We start from the raw sequence: 21,430 nt of genomic DNA, 5'->3' as shown, positions 1-21,430 counted from the left end.
GGGAGGAGTCAAATGGCCCGTTTCAAGGAAGCTGACGAAAGGCTGCTTAACAAAAAGGTATGCCTTAGCTGCTATGCCCGTAATGCCGTGAAGGCCACCAGGTGCCGCAAGTGCGGGTACACCCAGTTGCGCCTGAAGGCCAAGGAAAGCCGCAAGGCCTGAGCTTAATCAAACCCATTCCTTCACACTAATTATCCATCCTGTCCTTTTACAGGATACCTTTTTTAATTTAGTTCGTGCATGACCAACCGTCCATAGGCGTCGGGAGGGAGTTCTAATCAAGAAGGTTCTGGTCGTGGATGACAATGCCGCCATTCTGGAGATAGTCTCCGAGCTTATCTCCGTGGCGGGCTATCAGCCCGTGACCGCTTCCGGTGGAAAGCAGTGTCTGGAAAAGATCGTTAGCGATAAACCGGACCTGGTGCTGCTGGACATCAACATGCCGGACATGGACGGATGGACGGTGCTGCGCACCCTGAAGGAAAAGGGGCTCACCGAGAACACCAAGATAATGATGCTCACCGCCACCACCGAGATAGGCACGGACATCTTCGGGCTGCAGGACGTCGTCACCGGTTACATCCGCAAGCCGTTCAACAACGACGAGCTTGGCGCAAGATTGAGAGAAGTCCTTGGCGACCAGCCTCCGGTGAAGAAGGAGGTCAAGCCGGAGAAGGACCACAGGGGACTGCGTTCTTTGCTGCGAAAGAAGGACGAGCAGGACGGCATGGAGGTGGCCAAGAGCAGCGCCAAGGTATACGAGATACGGCGCGGGTTCAGCTACCTGGTCAAGGAGGCCAAGCCCCACAAGTCCTTCGAGATATTCATGGACCAGGTCACCCACAACATACAGGGGCTGTGCGTGACCCGGCAGCATCCGACCATCCTGCGCAAGGAGTGGGGCATGGAGAAGACCCCCATCATATGGCTCAGCAACCAGCTGGGCAAAGTTTACGTGAACCCGTCCAACATCGGCATTCTCAGCGATACCATCATCCGGTTCGTGGAGAAGAGCGAGGACAGCGTGACGCTCATAGACGGCGTGGAGTTCCTCATCGTGAACAACGATTTCGAGAAGGTGCTGAGGATGATACACCACATCACCGAGGCGGTAATGGAGAACCGGTCCCGGCTCATCGTCTCGGTCGATCCCCGCACCCTGGAGACCAGGGAGCTGGCCCTCCTGGAACGCAACATGGAGATTATCGAGACTGAAGAACCGCGCCCGCGCCAATAGGATCTGGAAGTGCAGACCATGTCAGAATACATGATAACCAGGGTTTGGAGCAGAGAAGTTCTAGATTCCCGCGGCAACCCCACGGTCGAGGCCCAGATAGAGACGGAATCGGTGCTGGTCACGGCCATCGCCCCCTCGGGAGCGTCGACCGGCACGTTCGAGGCCCTGGAGCTCAGGGACGGGGAAACGAGGTACGGCGGGAAAGGCGTGCAGAAGGCCGTGAAGAACGTCCGCGAGCTCATATCACCGAAATTAACCGGAATGGACGTCACCGACCAGAAGGCGGTGGACGCGGCCATGAAGGAACTGGATGGGACAGGGAACATGGCCAGGTTGGGCGGGAACGCCACGACCGCCGTCTCCTACGCCGCGGCCAAGGCCGGGGCCATCCTCAAGGGCGTGGAACTGTACGAGCACCTCGGCTCCGGAAGCAAGGTGCTGCCGGTCCCTTGCATGAACGTGATAAACGGCGGGAAGCACGCCGGCAGCAATCTGAAGATCCAGGAGTTCATGATCGCCCCCTGCGGAGTCCCCAGTTACTCCGAGGCCCTGCGCGTAGGAGCCGAAGTATATCATTCCTTGAAGCAGGTGCTGAAGAAGGAAAGGGGCCCCATGGCCATCAACGTGGGCGACGAGGGCGGCTTCGCCCCCCCGTTCGACACCAGCCGCCAGGCCATGGACACTCTGCTGAAAGCGATCGAGAACGCCGGCTACACCCCGGGCAAGGAGGTCTTCTTGGCCATGGACGCCGCGGCCAGCGAGTTCTACAAGGACGGCATCTACGATCTGGACGGTAAGAAGATGACCTCTGGAGGGATCGTGGACTTCTACGTCGCGTTGAGCAAGGAATATCCGTTGATCAGCCTGGAGGACCCGATGGAGGAAGAATCCTTCGAGGCCATGGCCGAACTGACCAGGAAGATCGGTGGCAAGCTGCAGCTGGTGGGGGACGACATCTTCGTCACCAATCCGGTCCGCTTGCGGAAGGGGATCGATATGCGGGCGGGCAACGCCATGCTGCTCAAAGTCAACCAGATCGGGACCATCACGGAGGCCATGCAGGCGGCGGAGATGTGCTTCGACCATGGCTTCAACGTCATGGTCAGCCACCGCTCCGGGGAGACGGAGGACACCACCATTGCGGACATCGCCGTGGCCTTGGAGTGCGGGCAGATGAAGAGCGGGGCCCCGGCGCGAGCGGAGAGGACGGCGAAATACAACCGCCTGCTGCGCATAGAAGAGGGACTGGGCAAGAAGGCCAAGTTCATAGGCAAGAGCGCCTTCTACTGACGAAACTTGAATAGTGCGTAAGGCGGTTCCCCCCGGGAAGTGATGACATGGGCAAGTTCTTCTCTGCCGACCACGAGGACATACGCAAGGGGCTGACCACCGACGTCTATTTCCAGCGCACCGAGGCCATACTGAAGGCCAAAGGGCTGCTGGACCTGGACACCAGGTCCGAGTTCACCGTGGCCGCCCTTCCCGACGCCTGGCCCTGGGCCGTGCTGTGCGGGACGGAGGAGATGATACGCATCCTCGAGGGCAAGAAGGTGGACCTATTCGCCCTTCCGGAAGGTACCATTTTCACCTCTCGCACCAAAAAGGGGATCAAGCTGCCAGTGGCCAGCATCGATGGCCCCTACGGTCAGTACTGCTCGCTGGAGACGCCCGCCTTAGGGTTCATCTGCTTCGCCACCGGCGTGGCCACCATGTCCGCCAGGTGCAAGATGGCCGCCGAAGGCCTCCCGGTGCTTTCGTTTGGCGTCCGCCGCATGCACCCGGCCATGGCCCCGGTCATCGATCGTTCCTCCTTCATCGGAGGCTGCGACGGCGTCTCCTCGCTGAAGGGGGCGGAGCTGGTCGGCCATCCGGCCAGCGGGACCATGCCCCACGCCCTGGTGATAATGATGGGGGACCAGCGCGAGGCCTTCAAGGCCTATGGCGAGATCATGGACCCGTCCGTTCCAAGGGTGGCGCTCACCGACACCTTCTGGGACGAGAAGGCCGAGGCACTGATAGCGGCGGAGGAGATGCCTGGGTTGCAGGCGGTGCGCCTGGACACCCCGGGTTCCCGGCGGGGATCCATGGCCGACATCGTGCGCGAGGTGCGTTGGGAGCTGGACCTGAGAGGACATTCCGACGTAGGGGTGTTCGTCTCCGGCGGGCTGGACGAGGTCAAAGTCAAGGAGCTAGTCGGGGCTGGTGCCAGCGGTTTCGGGGTCGGCACGGCCATAAGCAACGCGCCGACCGTGGACTTCGCCATGGACATTGTGGAGAAGGACGGAAGACCGATTGCCAAAAGGGGCAAGTTCGCCGGACGCAAGTACGTCTTCCGCTGTCCAGATTGTTTGGAGTTCGAGGTCTCTTTAGACAAGGAAGCGCCGCCGACCTGCTCCTGCGGCAAGGAGATGAAATGGGCCGAGATCCAGGTGCTGAAGAAGGGCAAACGCATAGTGCCGGAGGAAAGCGCCGACTCCATACGGAACAAGGTGTTGCGCCAGCTGGAAAAGGTCTCGATGTGAGGGGATGGCATGCAAGAGGAGTTCCTTACCGACCTGGAGATGGTGCACGACTACCAGTTCCGCGTGAGCTTTGACGACGAGGGGCTGGCGGACATAATCAGCGATGAGCCCAAGCCGGTGGGGGGCGGAGAATACCCCAACGCCACCAGATACCTGTCGGCGGCGGTGGGTAACTGCCTGTGCGCCTCGCTGACGTTCTGCCTGAGGAAGGCCAGGTCCGAACCGATATCCATCAAGGCCAGGGTCAAAACGGTACTGGGGAGGAACGAAAAGGGGTGGCTTAGGGTGCAGGGCATGCAGGTCACCATATTCCCTGAAGTGGACGACCCGGCCAAGCTCGAGCGCTGCCTTCCGCTCTTCCAGGACTTCTGCACGGTCAGCGCCGCGGTGCGGAAAGGGATCGACATCGAAGTGATTGTCGAGCCCCAGACCAAACGAGGGGCATAACCTATTTTAGATGGTCGCTCATTTCCAACATCCATGCTCGACGACAAGGACCGAGCCATTCTGAATGAGCTGGAGAAGGACTCGAGGCGCAGCACCAAGTCCATCGCCAAAGACCTCAACATACCCCGGGCCACGGTGCACGAGCGCATCCGGCGAATGACCGAGAGGGGCATAATCAAGAGATTCACCGTAGTTCCAGACTTCAGCAAACTGGGTGAGCCGGTAACGGCCTTCATCCTGGTCTCTTTCCTCCCTAACAACAACATCTCCCAGAGGGAGCTGGCGGACAAGATCAGCCGATTGGACGGAGTGCACGAGGTCCATCTGATCTCCGGCGAGCACGACATCCTGCTGAAGGTGCGGGGGGAGTCCATGGAGCGCATCGGCGATTTGGTCATCGACAAGATCAGGCAGTTGGACGGCGTCGGCAGGACGCTAACATGCACTTGTTTCGCCACGGTGAAGGACGAGTGACCGCCTCAAAATTCAAAGTATATAAAATCAATCGTTAACTAAATTCGGGTAGGTGCCGTTTTTTCCGGTAACGACCGCTTCTGTTTTTATATTAAACGAGCATTGCTCATTATCGTACTGGATAACATAAAAAAATCGTTTATGACGTTAAGGAAATCTTTAAAATAGTCAACAACCTTAGGCATTTTTGTTCAGAAAATTGCAAGGCGTCGGTCTTACCGTCCAGTAACTTGTGGGCTGCTGGTTGGGAGGGCAGCAGGCTCTGAATAGGAAGGGGTTTATTGCATAATGGTCAATTAGCGCAAGCCATGTTCAGGTCGGACGGGGCCGTCATGAGATCCAGGCTTGAGGTCCCCATCAGGGAGAAGGAGGTAGTGGTGTTCGACCCCGAGACAGAGCGTCGCTCCAGCCTCCATTCGTTCTTTGGGGAATGGCATGGCTCCACAGTCCTATGCTCCTGCGGGGCATTGGTGAGGATCGACCAGGCTGCGGTCCGACGCCGCCGGATGATGGGAAAGCCGGTGGAGTGCCATCAGTGCCGCAATCGCCGGGTGGCCCTCGAACACGAGGACATAGACATGGAATTTTACGATCGCGAGGGAGAGTAATCTCCATCCGTCACCTCCACTTGACCAACGGACAACCTTCTTATACATCCCTCTGGATTAATTTTCTCCGGCTCGAGGTGTTGAAATGGACATGGTCATCATAGCAGGTTTCCTGGGGAGCGGGAAAACCACCCTTATAATGAACAGCATTGGCCAGATCACCGAACGTACTGGCAAGAAGATCGCGGTCATCGTCAACGATTTCGGTAACATCGGCATCGACGGGAAGGTCATGGAGAAATATGGGCTGAAGGTGCAGGAGCTGCCCCGCGGCTGCATATGCTGCACTCTCGGTCCCAGCTTCCTGGAGACCGTCCGTCTCATCTACGACAAGTACCAACCCGACCTCGTCATTGTCGAGCCATCGGGCATCGCCGACCCGGACGCCATTCTGGCCACCATGGAGCACTATCGCGGGCCTCCGCTGGGCTACATAAAAGTCGTGGTCCTTCTGGACGCGGTGCGCTTCCCCGTGCTTATCCAGGCCATGAAGAATCCCCTGCACAATCAGCTGCGGGTGGCGGACATCGTCCTCATAAGCAAGGCCGATGAGGTCGACACGACCAGACTGAAACAGGTCGAGGATTATGCCAGGCAGCTGGTAGGCGATAAACCAGTCATACCCGTGTCCGCCATAACTGGCCACAATTTGGATGTATTCGTGGAAAGAATAGTGGGAGCATGATCACCGAAGACTTCGCCGCCTACGCTGCCCGCGTGCGCATAGGCTTTCCCGCTCCGGTATCCCCGGAGGACTCTCAGAAGATGCTGGAATCGTTCATGGGAGGGGTGGCCATGGACTGCCTGGAATCAGGTACCAGGCTCATCGGCCACATCAAGAGCGTGGTGGAGAATGGGGAGTCGCTCATCGCCTGTAGCGTCACCGACCACGACGCCCTGGTGCGCTGCCGCGGCCGCTTCGAATCCCCTCAAGAGCGGGTGGACGTAATCATCAACGTCCTGCAATACGGACTAGCGAAAAAAGAGCTGGTCCGCATCGTGGCCGAATGCGCCAAGCGCAACTTCGCCGGATACAGCTCGTTCAGCATAGAGGACCTGGAGATCGAGGAGAAGGAACTCATTCGCCTGAGCTGACCTTCTTGGTCTTAGCGGGTGCCTTCTTCTTGGGCTTTGCCTCGGATCCGCTGGCTTTCTTGGCCGCGGTCTTGGTCTTTGTCGCCGTCGAGCCCTTGGTCGAGACCTTCTTGGTTGCCGTCTTCTTAGCCGGCTTATCCTCTTCGACCGCCTCTTCCTTTTTCTTAATCGAGGCCTTCTTGACCGCAGCCTTCTTAACTGGCTTCTTCTCCGCGATATCGGTATCTTTTTCCGCCTTCTCGGCCTTTTTCCTCTTGCTGGTGGGGCAATCCATGTTGGCGCAGAACTGCCATCCTCCCCTCCCCTTGACCCGGAGCTGAGGCGCCCCACACTCCGGACATTTCTGGCCCAGGAACTCGAGCACGCCGAACTGCGGAAGGGGATAGGTCCGTTTGCACTCCGGGTAGCCGGAGCAGCCGATGAACCGCTTGCCCGCCCGCGAATAGAGGATGCGCAGTTCCTTGCCGCACACCGGGCAATCGCCCACGCTGTCCTTGCCCTGGTTGCTCTGACAGTCCGGGTCGATGCATTGCACCTTGACCGGCGAACCGCGCCGGATGACCCTGACCATGGGCAGCTTGCACGTTTCGCATTTCTCATCGCTCGGCTGGACCAAGGCCCCGCCGGGCTTGGGGTAGGTCACGTTGCACTCCGGGTAGCCGGAACATCCGATGAACTCGCTCCCCTTGTGGGTGCGGATGATGCGTAGGTCCTTGCCGCACTTGGGGCATTCTCCGATGAAGCGCTGCTCCTGCAGGGCCTTGTGGATCTCGTCGCCGATCTCCTTGCGGTGTTCGGTCATGACCTTGACGATATCTTCCAGCATGTCCTGGGATTCCTCCACCACCTCGGCCTGGGTCGAACCGCCGTTGGCGATGTCGTCCATGTCCTTCTCCAGCTGGGCGGTCATGCGACTCTCGGTGACGATCTTAGCGTGCTTCTCCAGAGCGCTGACCACGGCCACGCCGCTGAGGGTAGGTATCAGGTCGTTGCCGTCAACATACTTGCGGTCGTAGAGCTTCTGGATGATGTCATGCCTGGTGCTCTTGGTGCCCAGTCCCAGCCTCTCCATTTCCTGCAGCAGGGCACCTTGAGAGTAACGGGCCGGAGGTTTGGTCTCCTTGTGTTCGCACCCTACTTCCTTGACAGCGACGAGGTCATCGGCTTTCAGATCGGGAAGCAGGACCTCGGTCACCCTCCAGTAGAGGTAATACTTCCTCCAGCCGGGGTACAGCAAGCGGTAACCGTCAGCCTGGAAAGGCTCCCCTCCTAGGTCCAGGACGCACTTGGCCGATTCGGAGCGGGCCGAAGGGGCCAGAGTGGCCAGGAAGCGCCTGGTGACCAGTTCGTACAGCGTCCATTTCGCCCCTTTCAGGTCCTTCTTGCTGGCCGCCTCGGTGGGATAGATAGGCGGATGGTCAGTGGTCTCCACTCTGCCGCGCGAAGGCCGGATCTGCTCCTGTACCAGGATCTCCTCGGCCTCCTTGCCCAGGTCAGATTTCCTTAGCTTCTCCAAGATGTTCCTGAGGCCCAAAGAGCGAGGATAGACGGTGTTGTCCGTCCTGGGGTAGGATATGTATCCGGAGGTATACAGGTCCTCGGCGATCTTCATGGCCATGGACGGCGAGAGCCCCATCTTGTTAGCCTCGCTAAGCATGGAGGTGGTATTGAAAGGGGCCGGAGGATACTCGTCCTTCTCCTTCCTCTCCATGGATACGACCTTTCCTGAACCGCAGTCGGCTTTCTGCCGCGCCGTCTGGGCCAGCTTCTCGTCCTTGAATGGATTGGCCTGATGATTACCGAAGAACTCATGTCCCTTCTCCATCTTGGCCGAGACGGTCCAATAGGGCTCGGGTACGAACTCGCTGATCGTCCTGTGGCGATCGACGATGAGCGTGAGAGTAGGGCTCTGCACCCGACCTACGGAAAGAAAGTTCTTGCCCATCTGGCTACTGGCAAGGGAGATGAACCTAGTGAGCACGGCCCCCCAGGCCAGGTCGATGATCTGCCTGGTCTCCGCCGATTCAGCCAGGCGGTGGTCTGGGTCGGTCAGCTGCTTGAAGGCGTTCTCTATCTCATACTTGGTAAGGGCGCTGAACCTGACCCTGCGGACGTTCTGCGGCTTCTTGTCCAGGTGATTGACCGTCTCCAGTCCGATCAGCTCTCCTTCCCGGTCGAAGTCGGTGGCGATGATCACCTCGTCGCACTCCTGCGCCAGCTCGCTGAGGGTGTGCAGGATGTTGAGCGCGGTCACCCGCTTGGCCGGGGCGGTCCGGACCAGCTCCGCCGGGTCCACCTTGCTCCACTCGTTGAACTCTGGTGGATAGTCCAGTTCGATGATGTGGCCGCGGAGACCTACCACAAAGAACTCGTCCTCTCCGCGCTCGAAATTGAATACCTGGACCCCGTGCACGCTCTTGCGTTTGGCGCTGCCATCCGAAAGGATGGTGGCCACGCGAGCCGCGGCGTTGGACTTCTCCGAGATGACCAGTCTCTTCATTGAGGGGGCATCAAGAGCTATTGTTTTAAAAGGTTTCTCCCCCAGCTCCCGCCTTTCTGAACAGCTCACTGCTCGTGGATATGATGTTCCCCGTGGTCCTCGCCCAGGATCACTGGCGTGCGGTGCAGCGTCCGGTGTATGACGCCCTTTACGCTGCCCAATTCGTCAGACAATTGTCTGACCTCCTTCACGGTCCCATGAACGATCAGCACCTCCAGGCACTGCTCGATATCCAAATGGACGTGGATGGAGGATAATATTTTATGGTGATGTTCGTGCTGTATATCCATCAGACGCTCCTTCACCCCGCCCTTGTGGTGGCTGTAGAAAAGGGTGATGGTCCCGAAGACCTCGGCGTTCTCATCTTCCTTGATGATATCCTTGGCCATATTGCTGCGGATCAGGTCCCTTATGGCCTCGGACCGGGTGATGTATCCCTTGCGCTCTATGAGCTTGTCGAAATCCTCCAATAGTTCCGGCTCGAGGGAGACGCCAATCCTAGTAACATTATCCATGGGCTCCCTTCCTTATTACTCTGATTAATAATAATGCTATTCAGCATCTCAAGAAAGGATTATCAGATGGTCGTCCATACTGGGCAACGACATGCTTTCTCATTTGCGGAGATCGTTGGAAGCGTGCCTGGAGGCCAGGCTGGATGGTAAGTCAGGGGTGATGTTCTCCGGAGGCCTGGACAGCTCTCTGCTTGCCGCCATGGCCCGGCCGTACAGCCAACTTCAACTGTACACCGTGGGGTTCCCCGGGGCTCACGACATAGGGGCGGCAAGAAAAGGTGCGGAGGAGCTGAGCTTGCCCTGGCAACAGATCACCCTGAACGATGGGATGGTCCGACAGGGCGTGCACTTTTTGCGCTCCGAGATGGGACTGGACGATCCTCTGGTCATATCATTCGAGCTACCCCTGTACTTCGTCTGTTCCGTCGTCCCCGAGATAAGGCTGATGAGCGGCCAGGGGGCCGACGAGCTTTTCTGCGGCTACGCCCGCTACGCGGCCATGGGAACCGAGGAAAGGGAAAGGGCCATGCGCTTGGACCAGGAAAATCTTTTGACCCGGGGGCGTCAATTGGAGAACCGCATCGTCAGCTACTTCGGGAAGGAGATGATCTGTCCTTACTTGTGTCCCGAGGTGGTCGAGGCCGCCCGCCGCTTCTCCTCCGGTGAGATGATCGGCGAGTTGGGCAATAAGGCGCCCCTCCGTCTTCTGGCATCGGATCTGATGCTGTCCGCCGCGGCCGCTCCAAAGAAGGCCGCGCAGTACGGCTCGGGCATCGCCAACTCCATAAAGAGGATGGCATCGAGGGATAAGATGGACCTCCGAAGCTGGGTCCAGGAGGTGCGCCTGTGAACGCCACTCTGAATGAGGATCTGCTCTGGTTGTATTCCCTGGAGAACGCCGGCCTCAAGCTGGGCCTGTCGAACGTGCGGGCCTTGCTGAGTCGCCTCGGAGACCCCCAGGACAAGTTCGGAACGGTGCACGTGGCCGGTTCCAACGGCAAAGGGTCCGTATCCGCCCTCACCGCCTCCATCCTGCGCTCCGGAAGATACCGCACCGGGCTGTACACCTCCCCCCACCTGGTCCGTTTCACCGAGAGGATCACCATCGACGGAGTGGAGATGCCCGAGGCCAGACTGGGCAAGATGATCTCCGAGGTCAGGGAGCTTATGGATGACGGAAGGTTCCCCCGCCCTCTGACCTTCTTCGAGATAACCACGGCCCTCTCCTTCCTGCATTTCGCCGATCAGGGGGTGGAGGAAGCAGTGGTGGAGGTGGGCATGGGCGGAAGGCTGGACGCTACGAACGTCCTTCATCCCCGGTGCTGCGTGATCACCCCCATCAGCCTGGAGCATACCGCTTTTCTGGGGGACACGGTGAGCAAGATCGCTTACGAGAAGGCCTCCATAATCAAAGAAGGCGTTCCGGTCATCTCCTCCCCCCAGTCGCCTGAGGCGCTTCGTATGATATCTCACATGGCCAGATGCCACTCCTCCTCCCTCAGGGCGATGGGAGTGGACTTCCAGGCGGAATGCATAGGAAGGGAAATGGAAGGAACGACGGTCCGCTTGCCGTCGCTGGGAACCGACGTGCGCCTCGGCTTGCTGGGAAGATACCAGTGCGAGAACGCGGCGGTGGCCGCGGAGTGCGCGCTGATCTTGGGGCAGCACATCGAACTGTCCAAGGAAAGCATCTTGGAAGGTCTGGCCAAGGTCAGATGGCCAGGGAGATTGGATGTGGTGCTCAAGGGGCCCCTTACCATCCTGGACGTCACCCACACCCCGCACGGAGCCTCGGTTGTGGCCGCAGAGCTGGACATCCTGCCAGGCTCCCCCCGCATATTGGTTGTTGGCATGCTGCGCGACAAGGACGTGCGAGGGACGATGAGAATCCTGGGGCCTCATTTCGACCAGGTCATCTGCACCAGCGCTCGCACGCCTCGAGCTTTGTCGTCCGAGGAGCTGCTCGCTGCCTGCCAGGGAGCGAACCCACGCTGCCGGACCGTGGAGGGCGTAAGCAACGCCGTACGGGAGGCCAGGCAGTTGGCCGGTAAAAAAGGAATGGTCATGGTCAGCGGCTCGCTGTACACGGTGGGCGAGGCCATGAGCTACTTGGAGGGAAGGCATGGACCTTAGGTGGCTGTTGCGGACCATGCGCGATTCGGTGAAGGGGCAGGCCTTCCCCGGCCTGATCGACGAGGGGGAGACCTGGTGGGAGAGGGACCCCTTCCATGTGATGGTGGCGACCGTTCTGTCCCAAAGGACCAGGGACCTCAATACCTACAAGGCGTCCTCGGACCTCTTCCGCCGTTTCTACAGCCCGGCGGAGATGGCCGGGGCTCCGCTCGAGGAACTGGAGAATATCATCCGACCGGTAGGCTTCTACAAGGCCAAGTCCAAGGCCATAAAGGAGATCGCCCGTCTGGTGCAGGAGAACGGGGGGCAGGTGCCCAAGGATATAGAGGCGATGACCAAATGGCCGATGGTAGGACGGAAGACGGCCAACTGCGTAATGGCCTACGCCTTCAAGGAACCGGCCATATGCGTGGACGTACACGTCCACCGCATCAGCAACCGCATCGGGCTGGCCGATTGCAAGACCCCGGACGAGACGGAGATAGCGCTGCGAAAAAAGTTCCCCCGGGGGTTGTGGTGCGACATAAACGCCACCATGGTTCGCTTCGGGCAAAAGGTGTGCCTTCCGCGCAATCCCCACTGCGCGAACTGTCCGGTAAAAGATGTGTGCAATTACTACGCCAAGCTGCCTAAGAAGGTATGATCAAGTGCGCAGGGTCTCATCGATCTTCTTGGACATCTCCTTTTCCAGCTGGATCTCCGCTTCCCATTGATCCAGTCCTTCCAAGGTCTCCTTCAGCGACCGCAGGCAGTCGATGCATATCCACCTATGGCCGACCGGACGCATGGGGCGCTTCCGGTAGCCGATGGCGCCGCACAGGGTGCAGGCGTGCATGTCCTTGGTGCGATGCTCCGCATAGGCCTCCATCTTCTTGCCCTCGATGATGGACTCGATGGCCGCGTCGCTGTTCGGTTTTTCGTCCGGCATGTTGAACGGGGATTGGTATTTCCCTAAGCGTATATCAGGATTGCTCAACGCCAGTCTTCCTTCGCCCCCGGCGGACGAGGTGAGGGCAGGGATTAATAATGGTTGATGGATTGGCGTAGACGATGCATGAAGTCTCGGTGATGTCCGGCATCGTGGAGAGCGTGCTCAAGGAACTGGAGAAGCACAAGGTCCTGAAGGTGGAGGAGGTCAGCCTGACCCTCGGCGAACTCACCTTCCTGGGCGAGGAGCAGCTGCAGTTCGCCTACGAGATAATCACCCGGGAAACGCTGCTCGAAGGCTCCAAGCTGGTGATCGAGCCGGAGGAGACCGAACTGCTCTGCCTGTCCTGCGGCTATCAGGGAAAGGCTGACAAGCTGGGCGAGGAATACCACATGACCATGCCCTCCCTGATCTGCCCCAAATGTCGGGGGAAGGTCAAGGTGCTGAAGGGACAGTCCTGCCGGGTGACGTCGATGAAGGTGGTGCAATAATGAAGGACCTCAGATATCGTGACGAGGGTACGGCCTCCAAGATAATGGAGAAGCTGAAAGGCATGGACCTGGACGTCCGGTTCATGCACGTCTGCGGCACGCATCAGGACACCCTGGTCAAGTTCGGTCTGGAGAAGATGCTCTCCGATGTCGGCGTGACCATCGGGCAGGGGCCGGGATGCCCCGTTTGCGTCACTACAACCAAGGAGGTCGTCGAGACCATAACCCTGGCCCGGGCCGGCATGACCATAACGGTGTTCGGGGACATGATGGCCGTGCCCACGCCCATCGGTTCGCTGGCGGACGTCAAGGCCGAGGGGGCGGACATACGTGTCGTTTATTCTGTCGAGGACGCTCTGCGCATGAGCCACGAGGTCGATCGCATGGTGTTCATGGCCATCGGCTTCGAGACCACCAGCCCTTCCACCGCCTACGCCCTGTTGCACTCCCCTCCCCAGAACTTCAGCGTGCTCAGCTGCCACCGGCTGCTGCCACCCGCCCTCCAAGCCCTCTTCGCCATGGGCGAGGTCAGGATAGACGGGCTCATCCAGCCGGGGCACGTGGCCACCATAATCGGCATGGAGCCCTTCGCTCCGTTCGCCGGTCCGAAAGGCGTTCCGCAGGTGGTCACCGGCTTCGAGCCCCTAGACCTTCTAATGGGCGTATACATGCTGGCCAAGCAAGTGAAGGAAGGGCGGTCCGAGGTGGAGAACGAATATCCCCGGGTGGTCCGACCGGAGGGCAATCCCAAGGCCAAGGAGATGCTGGCACGAGCGTTCAAAGAGGAGGACCGAGCCTGGCGCGGCTTCCCCATGCTGCCCCTGAGCGCCTTGGAAGTGGCCGACGACCTATCCAGGCACAACGCCCGCCTTGTCTACGAGAATGTTCTGAAGGGCGCTCCCAAGGTCAAGGAGGACATGGGCGGATGCCGCTGCGGCGAGGTGCTGCGTGGGCTGATCCGTTCGGAGGAGTGTCCGGCCTTCGGCCACGGCTGCTCGCCCAAGCGCCCCATGGGCCCTTGCATGGTCAGCCGGGAAGGCAGCTGCAACATCAGCTACCGTTATCGGGAGTGACCGTCAGGCGCTCCTTCCGCAGCTTCAACAGCATAAGCACCGAGATGACCACGATCCACACGCCTAAGACCAGCACTACCAGGATCTCGCAAAGCTCGTTCCTGATCAGCCCCAATTGCACCATAGCCTCGCCTATCAAACTGAAGGCCGAAACGATAATGATGCTGATAAAGGCTATTCTGTCCAGCCTGTTGGTGTTCCACATCAGCGGCACCATTAGAATCATGGACATCACGAAGATGAAGAACACCCAGGTCAACTTGTCGTGCAGATCTCCGTAATTGATAGGGAAGAAGCCCACCAGGAAGAGGGCGGCGGAGCCCACGATGAAGCTAAAGGTCGATATCTTTCCCAGAAAGTGCCAGGAGATGAACTGATCAAGGCCCAGGGCGAAAACGACGCTCAGGGCGCCCATCAGCATGACGGCATAATTGAAAAGTCCGGCGTCCGATTTAGGGGTTCCCAGCACGTTCATGAAGTCGATACCGAAGCGCCAATCGCTGTGCAGGGAGACCGGCACGATGAAAAGAAGGTTGAAGGAGAACGTACCCGCTATTCCAGCTAGGGGACCTAATTGGATGAGGCGTTCTCGCATATCGTCCATGATTATTTTTTCCGATATTTATCTCCAACCGTTTTTCAGTGTTTATCCAGATGCAACAAATTTTTTAACGAGTATGTATTAACCACCAACCGGGGAATCTTGATGTTCGCCATTGAGGTCAAGGACCTGGTCAAGGATTATGGGTCCTTCAAAGCGATCAAGGGGATATCGTTCAACGTGCGGGAGAAAGAGGTATACGGTCTCATCGGCCCGAACGGGGCGGGCAAGACCACCACCCTGCGTATCCTGTCGACGCTGCTGGAGATCACCGGAGGGGAAGTTAAGATACAAGGCATCGACCTTAGGAACAAGCCGGACCAGGTCAGGAAGGTCATAAGCTACCTCCCTGAGGACGCCGGGGCCTACAAGCACCTCAGAGGTCGCGAGTACCTGAAGTTCATTGCCCAGTTCTTCGCCGAGGGCAAGGGAGCGGAAGAACTGGTGGCCCGGGGGTTGGAGATCGCTAACCTGGGCGAGAGGATAGATGATAAGGTCGAGACGTACAGCAAGGGCATGGCCCGGCGCCTGCTGGTGGCCAGAGCACTGATGATCAAACCGAAATTGGCCATCCTGGACGAGCTGACCTCCGGCTTGGACGTGCTGAACGCGCAGGAGATAAGGCGCACGGTGAAAGCGTTCGCCGCACAGGGCACTACGGTGCTACTGTCCTCGCACAATATGTTAGAGGTCGAGCTCCTATGCGACCGCATCGCCCTCATCAACGACGGCAGGATAATGGCCGAAGGGACGCCGGCCGAACTTAAGGAGAGATATGGGGCCAACAACATCGAGGAAGTGTTCGTCACGGTGGTGAAGGAATGAGCAACCTGTCGAAGATAGCCAGGAAGGAGATCAAAGAGCTGCTCACCCCGGCCACTCTAATCCCCATAATCGTCATCGCCCTGCTGTTCGGTTCCCTCGGAGGGGCTTTCAGCGGCGTGGAGAACTCGCTGGACGAACCGCCCAAGATCGCCCTGATAAACAACGACACCGAGATCCTTTCAGAGGTGGCCTTCCAGGTCATGAACCAGACGGCTGAGATAGTGTACGTGGGGAACAGCGTGCAGGAGGCCTTGCAGACCCTGGACGACGAGGACGGTGTGGCCCTCTTCATCATCCCCAGCAACTTCACCTCGGACATACTGAGTAACAAGACCGGCACCATCGAGGCCTACTGGATTATGAAGGGCGCCGGCATCATGGATTCGCTCCCAAGCGCCGTGGCGGAGAACGTGCTGTTCAATGTGGACCAGACCATCTCGGCCACCCTGATCACCTATGACCTGAGCAACAATGCCACCATCATCCTGAACCCCACGCAGCTGACCGAGACCACCATTTTCAAGGACAAGGAGATGGCCGGCATATCCCCGGTCACCCTCTCCAGCGTCATGTCCTCCCAGTCCTTCATCATGCCATTGATCGTCATGATGGTGATAATCTACGCTGGTAGCATCGTCATCTCCTCCATGGGCTCGGAGGAGGAGAACAAGACCCTGGAAACGCTGCTCACGATGCCCATCAGCCGCACGTCCATCGTCTTCGGCAAGTTGCTGGGCGCGGCCGTGGTCGGCCTGATAATGGCGGTCATCTACATGCTGGGCATGAGCTTCTACTTCAATTCCCTGATGGGATCGTCCAGCATCGACCTGGCGCAGTACGGGCTGACCTTGGACCTTCTGGACTACGTGCTGGTCGGGGCTTCGCTCTTCGCCGCCCTGGTGTTCGCCCTGGCCTTGTGCATGATACTAGGCATATTCACCAAGAACTACAAGGCGGCCCAGACCATGACCATGCCGGTGACGTTCCTGGCCATGATACCCATGTTCATCACCATGTTCACCGATTTCGACACCCTGCCGCTGGTGGCCAAGATATTGGTGTTCGCCATACCCTTCTCCCATCCCATGATCGCCATGCGCTCCCTGATGTTCGACGATTATCCGCTGGTGCTCGCCGGGATTGCCTACTCGACGATCATGGCGCTGTTGGCCATGTTCGTCGCCGTCACCCTGTTCAAGAAGGACATACTGCTGACGGGGAAGATGATCAGCGAGGAGAAGATGGCCAAGTTCCCGGTGCTGGCAGCGATCATGAAGATGTCGAAGAGGAAGCGGCGCTGATCGGCAAACCCCTTTCCATCACTTTATCTGATTAGAAACGAAGGAAGAGGTTTCCGCCTACTGCATGGATATCGGGGGCAGCTCGCGGTGGACGATCTCCACCTTGAGCCTTTTGTCGTTCAGGCGCAGGGACTTCAGCTCCATAAGCACCTTCTTGGCCGAGTCCTTGTGGATCTCGAACTCGGTGCGGTCCTGAAGCACGTTGATGTTGCCCACCCCGAGCTCCGGGACCCTTAGCTTGCGCACCAACATATCCAGGAGCGCCCCGCGCTCCACCGACGCGCCTTCCGCGGTGACCGCAAAGAGCACCATGCCGAACAGGTCCGCCTGGTCCTCGAAGTCCATGACCCGGCGGATGACGTCCTTGCGACCGCTCTCCGGAACCTCCTCGTGGGTGATCTCCGTAACGCCTAACTCGTTGATCTTCTTCAGCAGGTAGTTCTCCTTTGAGGTGATGAAGGTGATAGCTACGCCTTCCTTGCCAGCGCGCCCGGTCCTACCGATGCGGTGCACGTAGATCTCCGGGTCCTCCGGTATATCATAATTGATGACGTGGGTGACACCCTCGATGTCCAGTCCGCGGGCGGCCACGTCCGTGGCGATCAGCACAGCAGTCTTGTCATCGCGGAAATCCTGCAGCACCTTCTCCCTCTTGGCCTGCGTAAGATCTCCATGCAGGGAGCTCACGGGGTAGCCGTATGACGCCAAATGCTTGGCAATTATTTCCACCATCACCTTGGTCTGCACAAAGACCATGGCCTTGGGCTTGTAGGCGTCCAGCACCCGGCAGAGCGCCCATATCTTGTTCTTGCGCTCGATGTTGAAGTAGATCTGTTTGGTGGTGGGCAGCACTAGTTGTTCTTCGCCAATCATTATCGTCTCCGGGTCGTTCATGTACTTCTGTGCTATCTCGCGCACCCCGACGGGGATGGTGGCCGAGAACAGCATGGTCTGGCGCGGGGTCTTGACCTTGGAGACGATGTAATCGATGTCCTCGATGAACCCCATGTCCAGCATGCGGTCGGCCTCGTCCAGCACCAGGACCTCGATCTCGTTGAGGCTGAGCGTCCCCCGGTGCAGATGGTCGATGATGCGGCCGGGGGTGCCGACGACGATGTCCACGCCCTTGCGCAGTACATCGATCTGATCGTCAATGGACTTTCCGCCATAGACCGACAGCACCCGCACGTCGTCCATGTAATAGGAAAGCTTCTTTATTTCGTCGGCCACCTGGGCCCCCAGCTCTCTGGTGGGCACGATGACGAGGGAGAACGGTTTGACTCCTTTAGTGAGGGACTCAAGGATGGGTATGCCGAAGGCCGCGGTCTTGCCCGTGCCCGTCTGGGCCTGGGCTATGACGTCCCTCCCCTTCATGATAAGGGGGATGGTACGCTCCTGCACCGGGGTCGGTTCGACGAACCCCATGCGTTCGACGGCCCTCATTATCTCATCCCTTAGGCCGAAATCTTGGAAACTAGTCATCAGGATCACTTGTCAATTGCAAGGGCATAGCCCTGAGGATATTAATCATTTGGAGTCTTTTCCCTTCGGGACCCGAGCCTCCATGGCCGCCACTATGGTCTGCAGCGTTTTCACTCTGGAGTAGTACTTGTCGTTGCTCTCCACGATGGTCCAAGGGGCCTGGTTGGTGCTGGTGCGGAAGAGCATCTCGTCTATCGCCCGTCCGTAGAAGTCCCACTTGTCCCGGTTGCGCCAATCCTCCTCGGTGATCTTCCACTGCTTGTGCGGGTCGGCGTCCCTCTCCTTGAAGCGCTGCATCTGTGTATCCTTGTCGATCTCCATCCATATCTTCACCAGAACGGTGCCGTTCTTCACCAGCATCTCCTCGAACTGGTTGATCTCCTTGTAGGCGCACTTCCACTCCTCGGTGGAGCAGAAACCCTCCACCCGTTCCACCAGCACCCTTCCGTACCAGGAGCGATCGAAGATGCGGACGTGCCCGGCCGGGGGCAGCTTCTGATAGAACCGCCACAGGTAATGGTGAGCTTTCTCGTCCACGGTCGGCGAGCCCACCGGGACCACTTCGTAGCCCCGGGGGTTAAGCTCGGCCGTCAGGCGCTGAATGGCCCCGCCCTTCCCCGCCGCGTCCCAGCCCTCGAAGACCACGATGGTCGAGAACTTAAGGCGGTTAAGTTCGCACTGCAGTTCCCCTACCCGGTCCTGCAGCTTCTTCAGCTTATCCCGGTACTCGGCCTGGGAAAGATTCTTCTGCAGATCCACTCCGCCGCGCGAGGAATTGAACATCTGTCCGTTCTTGATGAGCGGGTTGCTGTCCATATGGATCTGGTTCTTACTGGCCAATTTTGATAGCCCGTACTCCAGCATGCGCACCGAGGTGGTGAGAATCTTGGCCGAGGCGAACTTTGGATCCTCCGCCTCCACGATGGTCCAGGGGGCGTGCTCCCGGTCGGTCCTCTCGATCATCTCCTCGATCAGCGGCAGCATCTTCTCGTACTTCTTGAAGAAATCCAGCTCCACGTCGCTTATGCCGCACTGGTTCAGTTCGGACTCGCGGTACTTCTCCAGGCGCTTCTTGTGCTCCTTCTTGCTGATATGCAGGAAGAACTTCATTATGAGGTAGTCGTCCCGGGAGAGCATCTCCTCGAACTCCGCGATCTCGCGCCAGGTCTGGCGGGCGTCGTCCTCCTTGCGGTCTATGGCCCTGGCCAAGGAACGGAAGTACCAGGAGCGGTCGAAGACCGCTATCCGGCCACGGGCGGGGATGCGCACGAAGAATCGCCATAGAAAAGGTCGGGAGCGCTCCTCGGAACTAGGTGCAGATATGGGATGCACCAGGAAGCCACGGGGGTCCAAGGGCAGGATGAACTTGTTTACGATCTCGCTAAGGCCCACGGTGTCCCAGCCCTCGAAGACCACTATGACGGGCATGCCCGCGTCCCTGGCCTGCCGCTGCAGTTCGCCCAGCCGGTCCTTCAGCTCCGGGACCACCTTGTCGTAGCTAGCCTGGTCCAAGTGCTTGTCCAGATCTACGTGCTCGAACATTCTCCCTATGGGAGATGGCGGAGGGGGATAGATAACGATTGGCTCGGCGAAAGGCTAATGTCCCTTCAGGGCTTGACCCCGTTCATGGGAAACCTCAACGTGGCGGCGGTCGGCGTCCTCGGACTGGCCAAGGAGCTGGGGAAGAAGGGGACCGTCAGCGACATCACCATCTACGACCTGAAGAAGGGTCATGATACCGTCAGCATCCTGGAACCGTCCAAGTACCCGGAGCGCATCAACTCGCTGTACTTCTGCGTCAACCTGGCCGAGATAGCGCTGGTCGTGGTGGACAAGATAGACGCCTCTTTGGGCGAAACGTTGCTCATGCTGGACTGCGCCAAGGTCAAGCGCGGCGTCTTCATCCTGCGTGATTACCTCACCCCGGACCGCATCGCCCCGTTGCTCAAGGACACCGTCCTGACCAACTACACCTACATGCCCGACGACGCCAACATCATCCGCGAGTTCCTGCTGGAGGAGGCGGCCAAGGTCCAATATGTGAACGAAGGGCTGGGCGTCGTGCCCATAGACCATCACTTCAACGTGAAGGGGGTCGGGACCGTCATATTGGGGTACGTGGCCAAGGGCGTCGTGAACAGGCACGACAACCTCAAGGTGCTGCCGACGGAGCGGACGGCGCTGGTGCGCTCCATCCAGAAGCACGACGACGACTTCGACGTGGCCTACCGGGGCGACCGGGTCGGCCTGGCCCTGAAGAACATCGAGGCCGAGGAGCTGGACCGTGGTTTCGTGCTCACCAACGACCCGGGCATGATCGTCACCTCAGAGATCAACGTCCAATTGAACCTGGTAAAGTACTGGCAATCGCCGATCAAGGAAGGTATGGTGTTGCACCTGGGACATTGGATGCAGTTCCTGCCCTGCCGGGTGAAATCGGTCAGCGGGGACGTTAAGGCACCACAGGTCGTGCTGACGCTGGAAAAGCCGCTCATCCATTACAAGGGATCGCGCGCCGTCGTCCATTATCTCGAGGGCGGGAAGTTGCGCATCGTGGGCACCATCGACCTCTAACCCATACCAAAGGCCGCCCGGTGCAGTATGTCGGCGGTGGCGCTCATCGCCCTGCCGGCGTCCTTTATGTGATGGTATATCTCCCGCTTCTTCAGCACCATCATGTGATCTGGCAATAGGAAGACCTCGCGCATGCCGAGGATGTACGTCTCCTCCAGAAGCTCCTCCTCTGCCCGCAGTTTCTTGATGAGCAGGTCGGTCCTATCCAAACCCTTGCCGAGCACCTTCATGGCCTCAGTCACCTCCCTCGTACCCACTAACAGGTGTTCGGCCATGTCCAGCATGCAACGGTCCGGTTCCACGTCGAAGGCGTCCATCTCCACCAGCGTAGTCCGGGCGAAGTTCATGACCGCCTCCAACTGCCGGGACATGCTGTATATGTCCTGCCGGTCGAAGGGCGTAGAGAAGGCCTCCCCCAGTTTGCGCTCCATGTCGTGCCTAAACTGGTCGGTGCGGTGGTCCAGCTCCACCAGCGCTCTCAAGTGATTTTCCCTCTCCCCCCTCAAGGCCGCTAACAACAGCTCGACGCCTTCGACCGTGGAATCCGCCTGGGAGACCAGCATGGCGTGGAAATCATACTTCGGAGGGAACAGACCGTCCAACAGACCTTTCTTCTCTTCCATG

The 21,430-nt window shown here is 58.9% G+C and carries 24 protein-coding genes; 17 read left to right on the top strand and 7 right to left on the bottom strand.

Annotation, left to right across the window (positions count from 1 at the left end; genetic code table 11):
* Positions 1-12 precede the first annotated feature (12 nt).
* The 9 genes from NT131_05005 to NT131_04965 all read left to right on the top strand — a co-directional run bounded on the left by NT131_05005 (position 13) and on the right by NT131_04965 (position 6,383).
* Positions 13-162, top strand: coding sequence for a 50S ribosomal protein L40e (locus NT131_05005; protein ID MCX6651000.1), 150 nt, complete (start codon positions 13-15; stop codon positions 160-162).
* A 133-nt stretch (positions 163-295) separates the two neighbouring features.
* On the top strand, positions 296-1,237 hold the full coding sequence (locus NT131_05000; GenBank protein ID MCX6650999.1) for a DUF835 domain-containing protein: 942 nt from the start codon (positions 296-298) through the stop codon (positions 1,235-1,237).
* 18 nt (positions 1,238-1,255) lie between these two features.
* Positions 1,256-2,527 carry a phosphopyruvate hydratase gene (gene eno, locus NT131_04995; GenBank protein ID MCX6650998.1) on the top strand — a complete coding sequence of 424 codons (1,272 nt, stop codon included), beginning with the start codon at positions 1,256-1,258 and terminating at the stop codon, positions 2,525-2,527.
* Between the two features lie 47 nt (positions 2,528-2,574).
* Positions 2,575-3,759: a nicotinate phosphoribosyltransferase gene (locus NT131_04990; protein ID MCX6650997.1), complete on the top strand. Its 1,185-nt coding sequence runs from the start codon at positions 2,575-2,577 to the stop codon at positions 3,757-3,759.
* A 9-nt stretch (positions 3,760-3,768) separates the two neighbouring features.
* Positions 3,769-4,206: an OsmC family protein gene (locus NT131_04985; protein ID MCX6650996.1), complete on the top strand. Its 438-nt coding sequence runs from the start codon at positions 3,769-3,771 to the stop codon at positions 4,204-4,206.
* A gap of 33 nt (positions 4,207-4,239) precedes the next feature.
* Positions 4,240-4,680: an Lrp/AsnC family transcriptional regulator gene (locus tag NT131_04980; protein ID MCX6650995.1), complete on the top strand. Its 441-nt coding sequence runs from the start codon at positions 4,240-4,242 to the stop codon at positions 4,678-4,680.
* Positions 4,681-5,012: 332 nt separating this feature from the next.
* Complete coding sequence (locus tag NT131_04975; protein ID MCX6650994.1) at positions 5,013-5,288, top strand: hypothetical protein; 276 nt, start codon at positions 5,013-5,015, stop codon at positions 5,286-5,288.
* Positions 5,289-5,373: 85 nt separating this feature from the next.
* A complete protein-coding gene (locus NT131_04970) occupies positions 5,374-5,973 on the top strand; it encodes a hypothetical protein (protein MCX6650993.1) in 600 nt (199 codons plus the stop codon).
* Positions 5,970-6,383 carry a hypothetical protein gene (locus tag NT131_04965; protein ID MCX6650992.1) on the top strand — a complete coding sequence of 138 codons (414 nt, stop codon included), beginning with the start codon at positions 5,970-5,972 and terminating at the stop codon, positions 6,381-6,383. Before NT131_04970 ends, NT131_04965 begins: the two co-directional genes overlap by 4 nt.
* Here NT131_04965 and NT131_04960 read toward each other — a convergent pair.
* Together NT131_04960 and nikR are read right to left on the bottom strand one after the other, a co-directional pair.
* Complete coding sequence (locus NT131_04960) at positions 6,367-8,883, bottom strand: DNA topoisomerase I (protein ID MCX6650991.1); 2,517 nt, start codon at positions 8,881-8,883, stop codon at positions 6,367-6,369. The genes NT131_04965 and NT131_04960 overlap by 17 nt on opposite strands.
* Positions 8,884-8,948: 65 nt before the next feature.
* A complete protein-coding gene (nikR, locus tag NT131_04955; protein MCX6650990.1) occupies positions 8,949-9,398 on the bottom strand; it encodes a nickel-responsive transcriptional regulator NikR in 450 nt (149 codons plus the stop codon).
* Positions 9,399-9,501: 103 nt separating this feature from the next.
* On the opposite strand from nikR, the gene NT131_04950 reads away from it, so the two are divergent.
* Genes NT131_04950 through NT131_04940 form a run of 3 tightly spaced genes read left to right on the top strand, consistent with a single transcriptional unit; the run spans position 9,502 to position 12,174 of the window.
* Entirely contained in the window at positions 9,502-10,248 is a 747-nt protein-coding gene (locus NT131_04950; protein MCX6650989.1) for an asparagine synthase-related protein, read from the top strand.
* A complete protein-coding gene (locus NT131_04945; protein MCX6650988.1) occupies positions 10,245-11,531 on the top strand; it encodes a bifunctional folylpolyglutamate synthase/dihydrofolate synthase in 1,287 nt (428 codons plus the stop codon). Before NT131_04950 ends, NT131_04945 begins: the two co-directional genes overlap by 4 nt.
* Positions 11,521-12,174, top strand: a complete 654-nt coding sequence (locus tag NT131_04940) for an endonuclease III (GenBank protein ID MCX6650987.1) — start codon at positions 11,521-11,523, stop codon at positions 12,172-12,174. Before NT131_04945 ends, NT131_04940 begins: the two co-directional genes overlap by 11 nt.
* Here NT131_04940 and NT131_04935 read toward each other — a convergent pair whose 3' ends face one another.
* Complete coding sequence (locus NT131_04935) at positions 12,175-12,507, bottom strand: hypothetical protein (GenBank protein MCX6650986.1); 333 nt, start codon at positions 12,505-12,507, stop codon at positions 12,175-12,177.
* A gap of 74 nt (positions 12,508-12,581) precedes the next feature.
* On the opposite strand from NT131_04935, the gene hypA reads away from it, so the two are divergent.
* Positions 12,582-12,950 (top strand): hydrogenase maturation nickel metallochaperone HypA, encoded by a 369-nt coding sequence (gene hypA, locus NT131_04930; GenBank protein ID MCX6650985.1) that lies wholly within the window; start codon positions 12,582-12,584, stop codon positions 12,948-12,950.
* Positions 12,950-14,023 carry a hydrogenase formation protein HypD gene (gene hypD / locus NT131_04925; protein MCX6650984.1) on the top strand — a complete coding sequence of 358 codons (1,074 nt, stop codon included), beginning with the start codon at positions 12,950-12,952 and terminating at the stop codon, positions 14,021-14,023. Before hypA ends, hypD begins: the two co-directional genes overlap by 1 nt.
* On the opposite strand, the gene NT131_04920 is transcribed toward hypD, so the two are convergent.
* Positions 14,001-14,627: a DUF998 domain-containing protein gene (locus NT131_04920; protein MCX6650983.1), complete on the bottom strand. Its 627-nt coding sequence runs from the start codon at positions 14,625-14,627 to the stop codon at positions 14,001-14,003. The genes hypD and NT131_04920 overlap by 23 nt on opposite strands.
* Positions 14,628-14,729: 102 nt before the next feature.
* On the opposite strand from NT131_04920, the gene NT131_04915 reads away from it, so the two are divergent.
* A complete protein-coding gene (locus tag NT131_04915; protein MCX6650982.1) occupies positions 14,730-15,449 on the top strand; it encodes an ABC transporter ATP-binding protein in 720 nt (239 codons plus the stop codon).
* On the top strand, positions 15,446-16,750 hold the full coding sequence (locus tag NT131_04910) for an ABC transporter permease (protein ID MCX6650981.1): 1,305 nt from the start codon (positions 15,446-15,448) through the stop codon (positions 16,748-16,750). Before NT131_04915 ends, NT131_04910 begins: the two co-directional genes overlap by 4 nt.
* 57 nt (positions 16,751-16,807) lie before the next feature.
* Here the strand turns inward: NT131_04910 and NT131_04905 are convergent, their stop codons facing one another.
* Together NT131_04905 and pap are read right to left on the bottom strand one after the other, a co-directional pair.
* Positions 16,808-18,193 carry a DEAD/DEAH box helicase gene (locus NT131_04905; protein ID MCX6650980.1) on the bottom strand — a complete coding sequence of 462 codons (1,386 nt, stop codon included), beginning with the start codon at positions 18,191-18,193 and terminating at the stop codon, positions 16,808-16,810.
* An 84-nt stretch (positions 18,194-18,277) separates the two neighbouring features.
* Positions 18,278-19,774, bottom strand: coding sequence for a polyphosphate:AMP phosphotransferase (gene pap / locus NT131_04900; GenBank protein MCX6650979.1), 1,497 nt, complete (start codon positions 19,772-19,774; stop codon positions 18,278-18,280).
* 84 nt (positions 19,775-19,858) lie between these two features.
* Here pap and NT131_04895 point away from each other — a divergent pair, with 84 nt between their 5' ends.
* Positions 19,859-20,806, top strand: a complete 948-nt coding sequence (locus tag NT131_04895) for an EF-Tu/IF-2/RF-3 family GTPase (protein ID MCX6650978.1) — start codon at positions 19,859-19,861, stop codon at positions 20,804-20,806.
* Here the strand turns inward: NT131_04895 and NT131_04890 are convergent.
* On the bottom strand, positions 20,803-21,429 hold the full coding sequence (locus NT131_04890; GenBank protein ID MCX6650977.1) for a DUF47 family protein: 627 nt from the start codon (positions 21,427-21,429) through the stop codon (positions 20,803-20,805). The genes NT131_04895 and NT131_04890 overlap by 4 nt on opposite strands.
* Position 21,430 lies beyond the last annotated feature (1 nt).

The sequence above is a fragment of the Methanomassiliicoccales archaeon genome, from assembly GCA_026394395.1.
Taxonomy (GTDB): Archaea; Thermoplasmatota; Thermoplasmata; order Methanomassiliicoccales; family UBA472; genus UBA472.
Note: the sequence above shows the minus strand (reverse complement) of the source record. Positions and strands in the feature narration are given on the sequence as shown.